Annotated in this window: 13 protein-coding genes; 12 read left to right on the top strand and 1 reads right to left on the bottom strand. The window is 34.1% G+C overall.

Annotated elements, in window-relative coordinates; genetic code table 11:
* Window positions 1-267: 267 nt before the first annotated feature.
* The 7 genes from E4Z98_RS06345 (at window position 268) to E4Z98_RS06315 (ending at window position 9,784) form a co-directional block, all read left to right on the top strand.
* Window positions 268-1,281, top strand: coding sequence for a WxLIP family cell surface protein (locus E4Z98_RS06345; RefSeq protein ID WP_167790972.1), 1,014 nt, complete (start codon window positions 268-270; stop codon window positions 1,279-1,281).
* 20 nt (window positions 1,282-1,301) lie between these two features.
* Window positions 1,302-1,607, top strand: a complete 306-nt coding sequence (locus E4Z98_RS06340; protein WP_135255226.1) for an EF2685/EF0750 family sortase-dependent surface protein — start codon at window positions 1,302-1,304, stop codon at window positions 1,605-1,607.
* A gap of 1 nt (window position 1,608) precedes the next feature.
* Window positions 1,609-2,370: a WxL domain-containing protein gene (locus tag E4Z98_RS06335; RefSeq protein WP_135255227.1), complete on the top strand. Its 762-nt coding sequence runs from the start codon at window positions 1,609-1,611 to the stop codon at window positions 2,368-2,370.
* 28 nt (window positions 2,371-2,398) lie between these two features.
* Window positions 2,399-3,292: a WxL domain-containing protein gene (locus tag E4Z98_RS06330; protein ID WP_135255228.1), complete on the top strand. Its 894-nt coding sequence runs from the start codon at window positions 2,399-2,401 to the stop codon at window positions 3,290-3,292.
* Between the two features lies 1 nt (window position 3,293).
* Window positions 3,294-4,127 (top strand): WxL domain-containing protein, encoded by an 834-nt coding sequence (locus E4Z98_RS06325; RefSeq protein WP_167790973.1) that lies wholly within the window; start codon window positions 3,294-3,296, stop codon window positions 4,125-4,127.
* A gap of 260 nt (window positions 4,128-4,387) precedes the next feature.
* Entirely contained in the window at window positions 4,388-7,012 is a 2,625-nt protein-coding gene (locus E4Z98_RS06320) for a MucBP domain-containing protein (RefSeq protein ID WP_135961178.1), read from the top strand.
* Between the two features lie 315 nt (window positions 7,013-7,327).
* Window positions 7,328-9,784, top strand: coding sequence for a bacterial Ig-like domain-containing protein (locus E4Z98_RS06315; protein ID WP_167790974.1), 2,457 nt, complete (start codon window positions 7,328-7,330; stop codon window positions 9,782-9,784).
* An 803-nt stretch (window positions 9,785-10,587) separates the two neighbouring features.
* Here the strand turns inward: E4Z98_RS06315 and E4Z98_RS06310 are convergent.
* Entirely contained in the window at window positions 10,588-11,304 is a 717-nt protein-coding gene (locus tag E4Z98_RS06310; RefSeq protein ID WP_135255232.1) for a class A sortase, read from the bottom strand.
* Between the two features lie 294 nt (window positions 11,305-11,598).
* Between E4Z98_RS06310 and E4Z98_RS06305 the strand changes: the two genes are divergently transcribed.
* The 5 genes from E4Z98_RS06305 (at window position 11,599) to acpS (ending at window position 17,198) form a co-directional block, all read left to right on the top strand.
* Entirely contained in the window at window positions 11,599-12,354 is a 756-nt protein-coding gene (locus E4Z98_RS06305; RefSeq protein ID WP_135255233.1) for a hypothetical protein, read from the top strand.
* 134 nt (window positions 12,355-12,488) lie between these two features.
* The gene (locus tag E4Z98_RS06300) at window positions 12,489-13,529 is read left to right on the top strand and encodes a D-alanine--D-alanine ligase (RefSeq protein WP_135255234.1); all 1,041 of its coding nucleotides are present in this window, start codon (window positions 12,489-12,491) and stop codon (window positions 13,527-13,529) included.
* 73 nt (window positions 13,530-13,602) lie between these two features.
* Window positions 13,603-14,985, top strand: a complete 1,383-nt coding sequence (locus tag E4Z98_RS06295) for a UDP-N-acetylmuramoyl-tripeptide--D-alanyl-D-alanine ligase (RefSeq protein WP_135255235.1) — start codon at window positions 13,603-13,605, stop codon at window positions 14,983-14,985.
* Between the two features lie 128 nt (window positions 14,986-15,113).
* On the top strand, window positions 15,114-16,706 hold the full coding sequence (gene cshA, locus E4Z98_RS06290; RefSeq protein ID WP_135255236.1) for a degradosome RNA helicase CshA: 1,593 nt from the start codon (window positions 15,114-15,116) through the stop codon (window positions 16,704-16,706).
* Between the two features lie 135 nt (window positions 16,707-16,841).
* Window positions 16,842-17,198, top strand: a complete 357-nt coding sequence (acpS, locus tag E4Z98_RS06285) for a holo-ACP synthase (protein WP_135255237.1) — start codon at window positions 16,842-16,844, stop codon at window positions 17,196-17,198.
* The last annotated feature ends 3 nt before the right edge of the window (window positions 17,199-17,201 follow it).

Genomic DNA, 17,201 nt, shown 5'->3' with positions numbered 1-17,201 from the left:
TCCTTTGTTTCCTCTAACTGTTAAATAATAAATTTTAAGAATATATCTAAGTATTTAAAGTTAATCATATAAATATATAAATGTCCAACAGTTCAAAAATGTTTTTTATATTTTTTTTTTGAACTGTTTCTTTTAAATTTTTTTCGTTAATATGATAAAGTACTAGGAATTTGGTAGGGAATGATTAACTGTCTTTCATGAATTAATGTTTAATAAATTGGACGATTAAACTAAATCAAATGAAGAACTTAAGGAGAGATGTACATAATGAAAAAAATTTGTTTATTATTGATTACGTTATTTAGCTCAATGGTCACAGCAGCAGAGTTCGTTTCAGCCTCTGAGTTTAATTTTAGTGTAGATACGGTATTGCCAAACAATCAGCGTGAAGGAAGTACTTATTATGATTTAGTAATGGAACCTAATAAGCAGCAAGAAATTATTACAAAAATAAAAAATCATACTAATAGGGAAATTGAAGTTGAAGTATCCATTGAACCAGCCACTACTAATATTAATGGTGTTGTTGATTACAGTAAAACGGAAAAATCAGTGGATGAAACAGCACCTTTTAATATAAAAGATTACGTCAAAGCTAATGAGCAAACAATAAAAATACCAGCCAATGAAACATGTGAATATAAATTAAAGATTTCAATGCCTAAAAATAAATTTAATGGTATTGTAGCGGGTGGTATTACTTTTAAAGAATTAGAAGAAAAAAAAGAAAAAAAAGAAAAGAGTGAAAGCCAAAGTATGGCAATTGAGAATAAGTTTGCTTATTCCATCGCTTTACTATTAAGACAAAATGAAATTTCTTTAGACTCTGATTTGAAACTAATAAATGTTAGACCAGATCAATTGAATGGACGTAATGTCATTTATTCAGATTTGCAAAATCCAATTGCAAAGTACTTAAATAAATTAACAGTTGATGCCAAATTAACAAAAAAGGGAAAAAACGAAACTTTATTTGAAGCATCAAACGAAAACATGCAAATGGCACCTAATACAACAATGTCTTTTCCAATTAGATTAGATGGTAAAAAACTAGAAGCAGGAAAATATACGATGTACATTAATGCTTCTTCTGGAGAGAATAAATGGCAACTAGAAAAAGATTTTGAAATTACAGCGGAAAGAGCTCGTGAGCTAAATAAGACAGATGTTTCAATTGAAGAAGATAATTCGATGTTATTCATTTATATAGGAATTGGTATCCTGATAGTTCTTATGCTAATTATTATCATTTTGCTTATTAAGAAAAAAAATAAAGCATAGGGAGTGAAAAATAATTAATTATGATAAAAAAAATAATTTGGTTATTAGTTTGTGTATCGTTATTAGCATTATCAACAGGAACAGCTTATGCTGAGGATAATGGATACGTGACAAAGGGGCAAGTGAGTTTTACTGGTATATATGAAGAAGACAACGGCCCTGCTGTTTCACCTCTAACAGAATCTCCACAAAAGGTTCATCAGGAACACCACTATTTGCCACAAACTGGTGAAGAAAAAATGGAATATGAATTGTTAGGGACGTACATTGTTTTAATAGCAATCTATCTTTTACTAATAATTAAAAACAAACTAAGGGAGGTGTAAAATGTTAAAAACTAACCTGCTGTTTGTGCTTACCTTATTATTAATTCCTTCATCTAGTTTAGCAGAAGAAAAGAGCTATTCATCTAAAGGACAAATAGATTTTGTGCAAGGTGATGATGTTGTTTCGCCTATTGATCCAGAAAATCCTGATCCAGACCATTCGGTGGTACCGTGGGATCCAACAAATCCTGATGGACATGCAAATATAGGGACACAGGGGCCTCTTTCTATTGATTATGTTTCGAGTTTCGATTTTGGTGCTAATGAAATAAGTAACCAAGATACGATATATTATGCAAATCCACAATATTATTTTAATGAAGATGGGACCCAAAAAAGTGAAGCCATTAAGAAACCAAACTATGTTCAGATTTCTGACTTCCGTGGCAATAATTCAGGATGGTGTTTGACTGTAAAACAGTCTAAACAGTTTACAAATAATAAGACTAAAAACAGTATGTTAATAGGAGCTCAAGTTAGTTTACTAAATAGTCAAGCAACTTCCTATATTGAAGAAGAAGATCAAATTCCAGAAGTCAACGATATCAAGTTAGAACCAGGTGAAACTAGGATCGTTATGAAAGCAAATAGCGGCCAAGGAACCAATACTTGGATTAATTCTTGGAATCCAATTGAAATATTGGAAGACGGGGTAGTAAAAAACACGGGCATTCAATTATTTATACCGGGAGCTACACCAAAAGATTCAGTAAAATATACTACGGAATTTATTTGGACGTTATCAGACATTCCGTTTGAGTAAAATAAAAATTTATAAAGGAGTTTTAAAAATGAAAAAAACAAAAATTATTACAACAACCTTATTAAGCACGTTAGTTTTAGGAACTATTTCAGCAACAACAGTGGTAAACGCAGAAGAGGAAGTAAAAGAGTATAATACTAATGCAGCAGTGGGGTTTGAAGCTAATGATGAGCCGGCCCCCCCAGTAGATCCGGAAAACCCAGACCCAACAGAACCAATTGATCCAGTAGATCCAATTAAACCGACAGATCCAGAGCAACCAGGACCAACTCCTACTGTTGGACCTTTATCTATAGATTTTGCCTCTACTTTATATTTTGGCAATCAAAAAATTAGTACAGCAGATGAAACGTACTTTGCAGCAGCTCAGTTAAGTAAAAATTCAGATGAAACTTTTGATGAAACAACCAACTATGTGCAAATAACTGATTCACGTGGATTAACGGAGGGTAGATGGGAATTACGTGTAAGTCAACCTAGTGCTTTTATCTCTGATGAATCAAAACAAGAATTGTCTTCTGCAAAAATATATTTTACTGATATTGCGTTGGTATCACAAGAAGGAAATACATCGAAATATCCAGTGCTTAATAATGATGGATTCTTTTTAGAGAGTGGAAGTACTGAAATAGTAGCGACAGCAAATGAAGCTAATCAAGGTTTGGGAACATGGGTAACTCGTTTTGGAAGTAAAGGTACGTTAGTCGAAAATGAAGAAGGTAAAGAGGTCGAAATTGCAGGCAAAACTGTTACTGTTAAAGGTAAGTATGCAGAGCAAACAACTAAGTTAAGTCCACAAGTACGTCTAGAAGTTCCAGGAGCAGCTAACAAAGTAGCGGAGTTATATTCAACAAAGATTATTTGGACATTATCAGATACTCCTGATAATGGCGAAGAAAATACAGAAGGGGATACACTGTAAAATGAAAAATAAGTTAAAGAGTAGTTTAATATTAAGTTCATTGCTGTTAAATTCTATTTCAACCATTGTATTGGCTGATAATCAAGAAGAAGAAAAGCAAGTTCCCAAAGAGGCATCTGTAGAATTTGTTGCAGATGAATTACCTACACCACCTGTGGACCCAACAAACCCAGACCCAGACCCTGGTATTCCAGTTATTCCAACAGATCCAACAGATCCAACAAATCCACCAACTGAGCCACCAGTTGGAACAGATGGTCCATTATCTATCGACTTTGTTTCAACCTTATATTTTGGAGAGAATAAAATTACTGGTAAAACTGAAAATTATTCAGCCAGAGCCCAAGGATTATTTGTTGGAGAAGACTTTAAAAATGTTACGAACTATGCTCAAGTTACTGACAAAAGAGGCACATTAGAAGGATGGATCTTATCAGTTAAACAAGATACCCCATTTATGACGGAAGCTTCAGAAAACAACAAAGTACATGAGTTAGTAGGAGCTGAGTTATCATTTAAAAATGCTTATATTTCAACACATTCAGAAGATCCAGAAGTTTCTACTATCAAGGAAAAACATATTTTTGTTTCAGGTCAAGAAGAAGAAGTTTTATCCACGTCAAAAGGACATGGAGGTGGAACATTCACTTATAATATGGGATCACCAGAAAGTTTAGTTGTTCAAGATGGAGATAATGAAAACCTTAAAGATGATGAAAAAGTTATTATAAATAAAGATATTAATTTAAATGTTCCAGGAAAAGCAGTTAAAAAAGCTGAAAAGTATAGTACAACTTTAATATGGACTTTAAAGAATGCTGTAGAGAATAGATAAATACACTGTTTTATTAGTTAGAAGTACTAATTATAAAAGGAACCATAAAAGTTAGAGGAATGAACTCTAATTTTTATGGTTCTTTTTTTTTGCACATAATTTGACAAATTATAAAAATTAAAGCCTTCAACGTATTAATATATTAATAAAGATGCGTTTCAGTTCCTATAAAACAATATTTCTGTTTCAATATGATATATAGACAATTGTTTTTTTATTTGTTAGGACTTACGATTGGAATGCTATAGGAGGTATATGAATTGAAAAAAAATAATGTTAGGAACCTGATAAGTGTTTTAGCAGGTATCAGCTTGGTCTTAAGCCCATCTATTAGTGTAGCTGAAGCTATAACTCAAGAGACTGAAACGAGTAAGGTACTTGAGTCCATCAACGAAGAATCACTATCTACACAAATTTCTATTCCTGAAGATAAGGAGATTAGTAATAATAAGCTAGATTTTTCTGATTCATTTGAAGAAATAAGTTCAGAAACAGATAGTATTCATAAGGAAGAATACGCTGTTGATGAGCCAAATAATAAGAATCTCAAAATTCTTACTAAAACTGATGGAACGAATAGAAATTCAACTCATTTAGGCACATTAGGAACTTGTAGTTGGGAAATAACAGACGATGGTGTGCTTACAATTTTTGAAGGGGAATTACCAAGTTTATCAGAATCACCTTGGATAGAGTATAAAAACGAAATTAATAAAGTTGTCATAAATGGATCTATAACCACTAAGGCATATATGAATAATTTATTTGATGGATTAAGTAATGTTACCGAGATTAGTGGACTAAATAATATTGATACATCTAATACTACTAGAATGATGTACTTGTTTAGAGGCTGTTCATCATTGAAAGAGGTAGATTTATCTTCTTGGAGTACGTCTAAGGTTACGACATTTACTTCAATGTTTAATGGGTGTAGTAGCATTACTGAATTAGATTTATCAAATTTTGATACTAGTGTTACCAATTCATATATTTCAATGTTTGCAGGTTGTGAGTCACTAGAAACGTTAGATATTAGTGGACTAGGTAAAAAAAAGACAACTAATGCATATAAAATGTTTGATTCGTCCAATAAAAAACTACGTTCTATAACTGTAGGTGAATATACGCCTTTTGACGCCAGTGATTCTGGACTGCCAAGTCATACAGCTACAGGAAGTTACACAGAAGGTTGGATAGGAGTTAATACTAGTCAATACTACACTTCTTCTAAAAATTTTGCTAATAAATATGATGGAAGTTCCCCTGATACCTATGTTTGGGCTACACGTATATTAGTGGAATATTTAGATGAGCATGGGAATAAACTTCATAAGGACAATGAAATAATTGGTTACTTAGGTGGGGGGTATGATGCTACGATAGATGACTATCAATTAGAAATACCCGGATATCAATTAAATACTAGTAAATTGCCTGATAATGTTACCGGAATTTTTACTGAGGAATTACAGACAATAAAACTTGTGTATTCCTTACCAGACGCAAAAGATATCACAATTAAATATATCAATCAGGAAGGGAGTGAGATACATCCTTCGAAAACCATTTCAGGTAGCCTCGAGGATGCATACGATGCCACAACAGACGACTATAAAATATCTATAGATGGATACATATTAGATGAAAGTAAACTACCTGATAATGCTGTTGGAATAATGAGTGATAAAGAGCAAGAAGTGGTGTATGTCTATACACCAATCAAAGATGTGGAGCTACAAACGGTGATCGTAAGATTCGTAGACGAAGCAGGCAAAGCATTAGCAAGTCCTAAAACGTTACACGGGGCAGTAGGGGAAAACTATGAAACAAGTGCGCTTGAAATTGAAGGGTACGGGTTAAAAACTTACCCAAGTAATGCGAATGGCACCTATGGAGAGACACCAGGGGAAGTGGTGTATGTCTATACACCAATCAAAGATGTGGAGCTACAAACGGTGATCGTAAGATTCGTAGACGAAGCAGGCAAAGCATTAGCAAGTCCTAAAACGTTACACGGGGCAGTAGGGGAAAACTATGAAACAAGTGCGCTTGAAATTGAAGGGTACGGGTTAAAAACTTACCCAAGTAATGCGAATGGCACCTATGGAGAGACACCAGGGGAAGTGGTGTATGTCTATACACCAATCAAAGATGTGGAGCTACAAACGGTGATCGTAAGATTCGTAGACGAAGCAGGCAAAGCATTAGCAAGTCCTAAAACGTTACACGGGGCAGTAGGGGAAAACTATGAAACAAGTGCGCTTGAAATTGAAGGGTACGGGTTAAAAAAAATACCTGCAAATAAAAATGGGAAATATATTGATTTTCCAATAGAAGTTATTTATATTTATGAACCAACAGAACCAACAGAACCAACAGAACCAGCAGAACCAACAGAACCAACAGAACCAACAGAACCAACAGAACCAACAGAACCAACAGAACCAACAGAACCAACAGAACCAACAGAACCAGCAGAACCAACAGAACCAACAGAACCAGCAGAACCAACAGAACCAACAGAACCAACAGAACCAGCAGAACCAACAGAACCAACAGAACCAGCAGAACCAACAGAACCAACAGAACCAACAGAACCAGCAGAACCAACAGAACCAACAGAACCAACAGAACCAACAGAACCAACAGAACCGACAGAACCAACAGAATCAACAGAACCGACAAAACCAATAGAAACAACAGAACAAATCAAGGATAAGATAAATTCTCAAGTAGAAAATAGTAATCACTCTAATGATAAAGCTGGAGGTAGTGATATATTACCTCAATCTGGTGAAAATAAAAAATCACTTCTAGCTATAGTAGGATTAATGTTACTAAGTTTTTCTGCTTTATTCTCAAGGATAAAAAGAAAGAAATAAGTAGAGATTTATTAATAAATGAATGGCAATGTTGAAGTTTGTAAATAATAAAATTATAGAATAAGCTAATTAGGTGGAGTGTGTAAACTCCACCTTTTTGTGTTTACTCGATAATTTGTAGTAATAGTTTTAACCATGTTTTCACGGATAACTTCCATTAAAGAACCAGTCAAAAATGAAAAACATCTATCAATCTTGAACTGTTTAGAGGAAGTTACTTGTAGTAAAATTATGAAGCGAGAGTAATATAATTGGATTTTGAATTTAAAAGGATAATATGTTGATAATATAACCGCATGATAGGAGTGAATGTTTTTGAAAAAAAAGCAATTGAATAATTGGAAGGTATTTATAATTATTTTTAGTGTGATGATAAGTGGTATTCTTTTATATAGTAGTTATTTTCTGAAAAATGCGTCTCCTTTATGGGCGGATGAGGTGAAACTTGATCAAGTCGATACTACAGGAAGTCAAGAAATAGAAGAACTAAGGATAGAAGAAGCCCCAGAAGAGAGTGTAGAGCAAGAAGAAGCCCCAGAAGAAAGTGTAGAGCAAGAAGAAGCCCCAGAAGAAAGTGTAGAGCAAGAAGAAGCCCCAGAAGAGAGTGTAGAGCAAGAAGAGATTATGAATGATCAATTAAGCCCATCGATAGGTCAAAGAGTGGTTAGTGGTGATTATGAATATAAAGTGTTGAAAGATGGAACAGCAAGTATTACTAAATATACGGGTACCATTACTCATGACTTGGTAATTCCAGAGCAATTAGACGGCCTTCTTGTAACTGAACTTTCAGGATATACATTTGCTAGTAAAGGATTAACTGGTCATCTAACTATCCCTGAAAATATTAATAGGATAGACGGCTCGAATGTTTTCAGTAACAATAATTTAACCAGCGTAGAGATAAAGTCAAAACAATTAACGACCACTTCAAATGCTTTTCGTGCTAATAATATTAAAGAAATTATATTTCCAGAGGGCTATGATTATACCATCCCGTTTAACAATTTATTTAGTTCTCAAAAAACAGATATTTTTATGTATTTACCGGAGCTGGGAGATAGAGTAAATATTCGAGATTTTATCATAATTGACACGGATGAACCAATTAAGTGGTCATGTAGGCATACATCGGTTTCGATTGATGATCAATATATAGTATTTGATAATATGTTTAAAAGCACAAATATCGAACTGGAGGCTACTATTAAAGGTGGAAAATTAGGGGCGTTTACTTTAGAAGTTTTTAAGGAAAAATCATTTGTTGAAGTCTTTGATTCAATAGTTCCTCTAAATACATCATGGAAAGCTGATAATAACTTTGCCTATTCAATTGATGAATTAGGTTTTAAGTCTACTAGACTGGCGTTTAGTGGTGTGAAAGTTACTGGAGAGGTAGATACTACTACTGAAGGTGTTTACCCAATTACTTATACAAAAGATAAGTTTTCAAGAACGATTAATGTAACAGTTAAAGACACTAAAATGAAATTAGAGGCACATGATTCTGAGTTATTAATTGGAGAAACATGGGATCCAACAGATAACTTAGACAAAGCCATTGGAGAATTTGGTGAAGAAATTCCATTTTCAGAAATTGAATATGAAGGAACGGTAGATATTGAACAGATTGGAGAGTATCCAATTATATACAACTATCAAGGAATAAAAAAAGGAATAGTGGTATCGGTAATTGAACCAATAATTGTCAAAGCTTCCTATGTTGATTTGAACGGTAAAGAATTAGAACAAACAGAAGAAAGATTAGGTAAGACAGGAGATCCCTATTCTTTTGAACCTAAAAAAATTGAGGGTTATGTTTTGGCGTCTATCAACGGTGAAGTAGCAGGTAACATAAGTGAAGAGACAGAAGATATTGTTTTCAAGTATATCAAAGCAGAACAAGTCTTAAATTTAAATCAAGAAGTATATAATGAGGATGGTAATTCCTTAGATAAAGAATCAGTTAATAAAGAGGATTCGTTAAACTATAAGTTAACTGTTTCTCTAAATAAAGATATCGAATTAAGTTATTACAGCTTAGATAATATATCGCTAACAGAAGTGATTGATGCTTCACTTGAGAATGTTAGGAACATAAAATTAGTTAATTCAAAGGGAGAGGAATTACCATTTCAATTAGAAACGGAAACAAATACGATAATTTTCTCAGGGAAAACCGAATTATCTAGTGAATGGATTTTAACATATGATGCAGAAATTCCAAGAACAGCAGAAACAGCTACTGAAATTAAAGAAAAAGCAAATGTGACATTAACGCTTAAATCAGACTTGTTAGAAATTGAACCATTAATAGCTGAATCAAATGAGGTTGTAACAATTATAGCCCCCTCACCGCTGACCTTAATAAAAGCGCCTAAATCTATATCGTTTGGTCGTTCTAATATTATTCCTTCTAGTACTCAATCTTATGAGTATGAAGAGGTTGATATGGATGACAAAAACATCGTTATCAATGATGGGCGTGGTACAACAGGTGGATGGAGTTTGTTTGGCAAGATGGAAAAAGAACTAACAAATGGTAACTATGTATTAAGTTCAGCTTTAAGTTATAAGGAACAGGTAATGGACTCTATTAATGGAGCCTTGATTCATAATCAAGAAAAAACTGAAAATTCAAAAGATTTAACGATTGAAATTAATAAAGAAGATCTTTTATTAACTATTTTACCGGGTCAAGCTCGTCAAGGGGAATTTGAGGGGGTAATCCTATGGTCGTTGAGGGATGTGCCATCAAATACGGTTAACTAAAGGGATTTAGACATTTAAAAAGAGATGTAAATAGTTTATATAACAACAATAAATCGAACTGATAAAAGAAGTTGTTACTTTATCAGTTCGATTTTATTTCGGCTCCTCTTCAAATAGTGTTGATGAGTTCAAATTTATAAATTTAAGTCACTAGGTGAAGTGTAAAAGCTTCACCTTTTTGTACGATAGTTTGAAATATTAGTTTTTTAGAAATATAAATTCTATCACGTAAGTTTCTAAAGCTACGATATCCATATGAAACTCGTTTAATTTTATTATCAACGTCTTAGATAACAGGGATAAAATAAGACAACATCAAGGTGTTATATGTGCCTTTTTCGGGTCCATTGAATAAGATTAATCGATTTTTAAATCAGTTAGGAAGCTCTTTGGTTAGGGAAATATGAGAGTTGATTTAATTTGAAAATAATTAGGGAGCATGGTCATCAATTACTTTCAAATAAGAAAAACAACCAATTAAACAGATGAAGAATGAATGGTAAAGTTAGAAAAACAAGTTAGTTAAGAAGTAATACAGAAGGTTTATTTAAGAGGACTGAGACGGATAAGGAAATGGAACGACAACTATAATAATCAGAGGGATAATTTGGAACTATATGATACAGGTCTAGGAATAGATCATCTCAAACGAACTGAGTAAAATAAAAAATAAGAGCAGCTTTCGCTACTCCAAAATAAGTTTAACTTCTGGGTGTTCACTAAACTACTTAACTTTAACATGAAGAGCTCATTTATTCTTGCTCACTTAACTAGTTTGGTCATTAATTCAAAAATCAGGATATTTAGTTATTCAATCCAAAAATATTATTTTGTTCTTGATCTGCACCGTCAAAGTCTAAGACATCGACCAATTCACCTTGGACACAATAGCGATTTGTTCCTGTTGTATCACAAGTAATCAATGTAACGAGTGTTTGATCTTCCACATCATCAATTACTTCAACTTTTGTTGCGGGAATATAATCCATATAAGTTGCTTCATAAATGTAAACCTTGTCCAAATCAGTCAAATAAATTTTATCACCAGATTTAATCTCAAGTATCGGTGAAAATAGCAACGTAGGATCTACCATGCGATGACTAGCAAGGCCATAGTTTCCTTGCCCCATTGCTTGTTCGAGTTTCATTGTCCCTGCTCCGAATAGAAGAGAAGTATTCGATACACCTTTAAAAATGGGTAAATTCATATTCACACTAGGGACAGAAATGTTACCAATAACAGGTAAAGGCTCATTGGCAGCACGTGCTCTTAGAACGGATTCTAAATCAAGGGACTCTACTTTATCAAAATCAAATTCCGCATCGCCTTTTTGGTTCTTTTTGATATCCTCTAGACTTACGTTGTTTAGTTGATACTGATTCGTTTTTTGATGAATTAAAAAGTTTTGAATTTGCTTATTAAAAATCAAAGCTAGGCCAACTAATAAAAGTAGGAAACAGATGAAATTGATGAACCAATTTTTTTTATGTTTATTATTATTTTGCTGTTTATTTGTCATAGGTGGGTATCCTCCTTAATGGGGTATTATATTAAGATTGTTTTTTGTGAATATGGGACAGGAATATTTTACCATATAATTAATATAAATAGAGATGTTTTGAATTTGTTCATTAAAAATTTATGAACAAATAGCGAATACTCTATGAATGAATTAATTAATATAAATGATGTAATATTACAACATTATGTCTAGTTTTAATAATGTAACATAAATTTAACGTTTAATCTCTCCCATTTACTAATAGAATCATGTAAAATAATAAAGAGAGATATATAGAGGGGAGTGGGGAAAGTGAGTGGTTCACAAATTTATGTGCGTTTAGATTCTATGTCCAATGCTGTGACATCTAAAGGAATAGGTTTGAAAGATTTTCAAAATGCTATCACTACTTTTCCACAACATATATTATTATTAAATAATCAAGCAACACAAGGCGAAATCGAAACGAACACAGGCCTTCGAATGATTAAAGGCGAAGAAACTATTCGTCAGTTTTTTACAGAGCAGGCTAACTCAAGTCAATTGAAATGGATTGACTTTAAGAATATCGATTTAATTCGTCAAATGAAACCGATTGAAATTGCGGAATTACTTTATTTTGGTCATATGAAATCACAATTGCATTCACCGTTTTTTTATAAGTTGCAAAATAATTTTGTCTATTTTGCAGAAGATAATGACTTTGGTAAAGTTTATTATCGACACATGAGTGATTTTTATACCGTATTACAACACACAATTGAGCGGACATTACAAGGACAAATGGATGACAGTAGACGTTTCTTCCAAAAGAGAACCGTGGTTAAAACGATGGCTAGTGATTTATTAGAAGAACTGACGCCTATTTTACAAGAAGGAGTTGTCTTTGATTTTTCAAAAGCTGATAAAACCAACGACTGGGAAATCAATGCTTATATAGTTGAAGATAAATTTAGAATGTTAAATGCTAAAGATCAAGTGGTCTTGACGTTAAATTATGAGACAGAATCTAGTGAATGGTCGCTAGAGAAAAAAATCGAAATGACGAATTTTTTCGGAATTAGTTAATTAAATAGTGAAAAAGCCAAAACTTTTCTAAAATATTGTAGAAGAGTTTTGGCTTTTTTGTGCATATACTTTTTTTTTATTCTGAAAATTGCTATAATAGGATAAGATTTTGTTAAGAATAGAGGAGAACAACAATGAAAATTATTGCTTTATATGGTGGGAAGAGTGCTGAACATGATATTTCGATTCTATCGACTTTTTCAATGTTACAAGCTTTTTACTATGACTACTACCAAGTGCAATTAGTGCATATTACTAAAGAAGGTAAATGGTTTAGAGGACCATTATTAACACAAGCACCTGAAGCAATTGAGACACTACACTTAAATAATGAAACATTTGAAGAAATAAAAATTGGCGATATCATTGAAGAAAATGCTGTTGTATTTCCAATTTTACATGGTCCAAATGGTGAAGATGGTACGATTCAAGGGTTACTTGAAACCTTGAACATGCCCTATGTTGGGACAGGGGTGTTATCAAGTGCCTGCGGAATGGACAAAATCATGACGAAACATATTTTACAACAAATTGGTATTCCACAAGTTCCTTATGTGGCGTTATCAAAAGTAGAATGGTTAGCCAACCAAGAAAAAGTTTTTGACAAATGTGAAGGCTCTCTTATTTACCCAATGTTTGTTAAGCCAGCTAATTTAGGCTCAAGTGTTGGAATTAGTAAAGCCGAAACAAAAGAAGAATTGCAAGTGGCGATTGAAACGGCATTGAAATATGACCGTCGTATTGTGGTAGAGCAAGGAATCGAAGCACGTGAAATCGAAATTGGTGTTTTAGGAAATGATGAAGTACGTACAACACTAGCTGGAGAAATCGTCAAAGATGTGGCGTTTTATGACTACGAGTCAAAATACATTGATAATCAAGTAACCTTACAAATACCAGCTGATATTCCAGCTGAAATCCACGAACAAGCAAGAGAGTACGCAAAAAATGCTTATATCTCATTAGACGGTAGTGGATTAAGTCGTTGTGATTTCTTCTTAACGACTAACAATGAACTGTATTTAAATGAATTAAACACAATGCCTGGTTTCACCCAATTCAGTATGTACCCATTATTATGGCAAGAGATGGGCTTACAGTATGGGGACTTAATTGAAGAATTAATTCAATTAGCTTTAAACAGACATAAAGAAAAACAAGCATTAGCTAACTAAGCATGAGATAGACATTTTTTGAGACTGTGACCGTTGTTGTTGCAGTCTTTTACTATGAAGAGGAGCGTTTTTTATGTTAACCATTGGAGAAGTTGTTGAAGTTTTAGAGGCAAACTTATTGTTAGAAAAAAATTTAAACACTGAGATTACGTCAGTTGAATTTGACACGCGTAAAGTAGGCGAAGGATCGCTATTTATTCCGTTAAAAGGAGCTAGAGATGGACACGAATTTGTTACTCAAGCCATTGAACAAGGCGCAATCGCGACTCTTTGGGAAAAAGGAAATCCTCATACACAACCATCAGGTATTATTATGATTGAAGTAATAGATGTTTTACAAGCTTTACAAGATTTAGCGCATTATTTTGTTCAAAAAATTAATCCTAGAGTCGTTGGGGTAACTGGATCAAATGGCAAAACAACGACCAAAGATATGTTAGATTCAGTTTTAAGTCAAGCATTTAAAACATACAAGACACAAGGAAACTATAATAATGATATTGGGTTACCTTATACCATTTTACATATGCCAATTGACACAGAATTATTAGTATTAGAGATGGGGATGAATCATAAAGATGAAATTCGTCCGTTATCGTTGATTGCTGAGCCAGAATTAGCAGCTATTACTATTATCGGTGAATCTCATATTGAATATCTAGGTTCTCGTCAAGGCATAGCGGAAGCAAAAATGGAAATTGTTGAAGGTTTATCACTGACAGGAGAATTAATTATTCCTGGTAATGAACCATTATTAGAACCATTAGTTAAAGGCTTATCACAAACAATCGTGCGTTTTGGGCAAGAAGGAAATGAGGATATTAGTGCGACTATCGTGGAAAGTTCGAAACATTCAGTGACATTCACGGTTTCAGTATTCCCTGGTGAAACCTTTATGATTCCTATTGTCGGCGATTATAATGTGAACAATGCGTTGATTGCTATTCAAGCGGGCCGTTATTTTGGCCTAGAAGTTGAGCAAATTAAAACAGGATTGGCGCAATTAAATTTGACGCAAAGTCGAGCTGAATGGGTAAAAGCATGGAATGGTGCCGATATCTTAAACGATGCTTATAATGCCAATCCAACAGCGATGAGCTTAGTTTTAGAAACTTTTAGTCAAATAGAAGTTGAAGAAGATGGCAAACGGATAGTAGTTCTTGCCGATATGGGAGAGTTGGGTGAGCAATCTCAACAAATGCATGAAGAGATGTTACATGCTATTAATTTTGATGCGATTCATCATATTATTTTATATGGTGAATGGATGGGATATTTGGCGGATAAAATGGTAACAGCCGATACATTAGTTCCTATTGATTACTTTAATAAAGCAGAGCGTTTAGAGTTAGTGGCTCGCTTGCGTGAAATTATTTTACCTACTGATTTAGTGCTGTTTAAAGGCAGTAATAGTATGAAATTGTCTGAAATTATCAAAGAGATTTCTGAAAAGTAATCATATTTGTTTGTAAGTCTCTTATAATTGTGATAATATGTATTAGATGTGGACGGACACAAGACACCTACGGACAGGCATCTGTAGAAAATAAGTGAAACTGTAGTCAAGATTTAGGAGGATATTATTTGAAATTCAAAGATTTAGGATTAGCACCAGACATTTTGAGCTCAATCGAAAAAGCTGGTTTTGAAGAAGCAACACCCATCCAAGGTGGAACAATTCCATTAGCGTTGGCAGGAAGAGATGTAATTGGACAAGCCCAAACAGGAACTGGTAAAACAGCGGCGTTTGGTTTACCAATGTTACAAAAAATTGATACAACAAAAAAAGCTATTCAAGGGATCGTCGTAGCACCAACTCGTGAATTAGCTATTCAAACACAAGAAGAATTATACCGTTTAGGTAAAGATAAAAAAATCCGCGTACAAGTTGTATATGGTGGAGCAGATATCAGTCGTCAAATTCGCGGCTTGAAAGATTTCCCTCATATTATTGTTGGAACACCAGGGCGTTTAATCGATCATATTAATCGTCGTACATTGAAATTAAACAACATCGAAACATTAGTGTTAGATGAAGCAGATGAAATGTTGAACATGGGGTTCTTAGAAGATATTGAAACAATCATTTCAAGTACGCCAAGCGAACGTCAGACCTTATTATTCTCAGCTACAATGCCTAAGAGTATTAAAAACATTGGTGTGAAGTTCATGAAAAATCCTGAACACGTAAGTATTAAAGCTAAAGAAATGACAGCTAATTTAATTGATCAATATTATGTTCGTTGTAAAGATTTCGAAAAATTTGATGTGATGACACGTTTATTCGATGTTCAATCTCCAGATTTAACGATTGTTTTTGCTCGTACTAAACGTCGTGTTGATGAATTAGCACGTGGCTTAGAATCTCGTGGCTATAAAGCAGAAGGAATTCATGGTGACTTAACACAGCAAAAACGTATGAGTGTCTTACGTGCCTTTAAAGCAAACACAATTGATGTGTTAGTAGCAACCGACGTAGCAGCCCGTGGTTTAGATATCTCAGGCGTTACGCATGTATATAATTATGATATTCCTCAAGATCCAGAAAGCTATGTTCACCGTATCGGACGTACAGGCCGTGCAGGTAAAGAAGGTATGTCAATTACTTTCGTAACACCTAACGAAATGGACTACTTACATGTTATCGAAGATTTAACGAAAAAACGTATGTCACCATTACGTCCACCAACCGAGCAAGAAGCATTGCAAGGACAAGTGAACGCAGCCGTTCAAGGCATTGAAGAAGATTTAGCTAAAAATGGTTTAGAACAATACCTAAAAACAGCCGAAGTATTATTAGAAAAATATTCTGCTGAAGATTTAGTGGCATTGTTAGTTAAATCAGTTGCTAAAGAAGATTCATCAGCTGTTCCGGTTAAAATCACACCAGAACGTCCATTACCATCAAATCGTCGTAAAGGTAAAGGTGGTGGCGGTAAAGGTCGTGGCAATGGTAACGGCCGTGGAAACTACTCTAAGTCAAGAGATAGCCGTGGTGGTAACCGTGGCGGTAACGGTGGCGCTCGTCGTGACCGTAAAGAAGGCGAACGCAGTGGCGAACGTCGTGCAGGTAAAGAAGGCGGAGAATTCCGTGGCAATAACAAACGCAAAGACGCTGGTCGTAAACGTCCAGAAAAAAGCAAACGTGATTTTGTCATCAGAACTGCAAGTAAATAACAAAAATTGAGCAGTGTCACACATCAATAATAGCGTGACCTGTAAATAACTAACATAAAAAGTACGATAGTTTATGCTGTCGTACTTTTTTTGATATATAATAAAGAAAATGAAACGATTGAAGGTTGGGATAACATGGCGATTTATGGAATTGGCGTGGATGTTGTAGATATGCCGAGAATTAGACAGATTGTTGAGGAGAATCCGAAGTTTATTCAACGGATTTTGACGGACAAAGAATATGAACAGTTTTTGTCACGCGGTCTAAAAAGACAAGTAGAATACTTTGCTGGACGTTTTGCATGCAAAGAAGCCTTTTCTAAAGCGTGGGGAACGGGTATTGGACCAATCGACTTTAAAGCAATTGAGGTCTTAAATGAAGACAACGGCAGACCAATTGTTACTTCCTCTCCTTTTGAAGGGGAAGTTCATGTAACGATTTCGCATTCGGACACTGTGGCAATTGCCTATATGGTATTGGAAAACAAATAAACG

The organism is Vagococcus xieshaowenii (genome assembly GCF_004792515.1).
GTDB lineage: Bacteria > Bacillota > Bacilli > Lactobacillales > Vagococcaceae > Vagococcus_A > Vagococcus_A xieshaowenii.
Note: the sequence above shows the minus strand (reverse complement) of the source record. Positions and strands in the feature narration are given on the sequence as shown.

What these genes read in the sequence shown, in the direction of transcription:
- acpS (WP_135255237.1), top strand. Translation starts at nt 16,842, where the DNA reads ATGGCGATTTATGGAATTGGCGTGGATGTTGTAGATATGCCGAGAATT.
- E4Z98_RS06330 (WP_135255228.1), top strand. Translation starts at nt 2,399, where the DNA reads ATGAAAAAAACAAAAATTATTACAACAACCTTATTAAGCACGTTAGTT.
- E4Z98_RS06335 (WP_135255227.1), top strand. Translation starts at nt 1,609, where the DNA reads ATGTTAAAAACTAACCTGCTGTTTGTGCTTACCTTATTATTAATTCCT.
- E4Z98_RS06300 (WP_135255234.1), top strand. Translation starts at nt 12,489, where the DNA reads ATGAAAATTATTGCTTTATATGGTGGGAAGAGTGCTGAACATGATATT.
- E4Z98_RS06345 (WP_167790972.1), top strand. Translation starts at nt 268, where the DNA reads ATGAAAAAAATTTGTTTATTATTGATTACGTTATTTAGCTCAATGGTC.
- E4Z98_RS06310 (WP_135255232.1), bottom strand. Translation starts at nt 11,304, where the DNA reads ATGACAAATAAACAGCAAAATAATAATAAACATAAAAAAAATTGGTTC.
- E4Z98_RS06340 (WP_135255226.1), top strand. Translation starts at nt 1,302, where the DNA reads ATGATAAAAAAAATAATTTGGTTATTAGTTTGTGTATCGTTATTAGCA.
- E4Z98_RS06295 (WP_135255235.1), top strand. Translation starts at nt 13,603, where the DNA reads ATGTTAACCATTGGAGAAGTTGTTGAAGTTTTAGAGGCAAACTTATTG.
- E4Z98_RS06325 (WP_167790973.1), top strand. Translation starts at nt 3,294, where the DNA reads ATGAAAAATAAGTTAAAGAGTAGTTTAATATTAAGTTCATTGCTGTTA.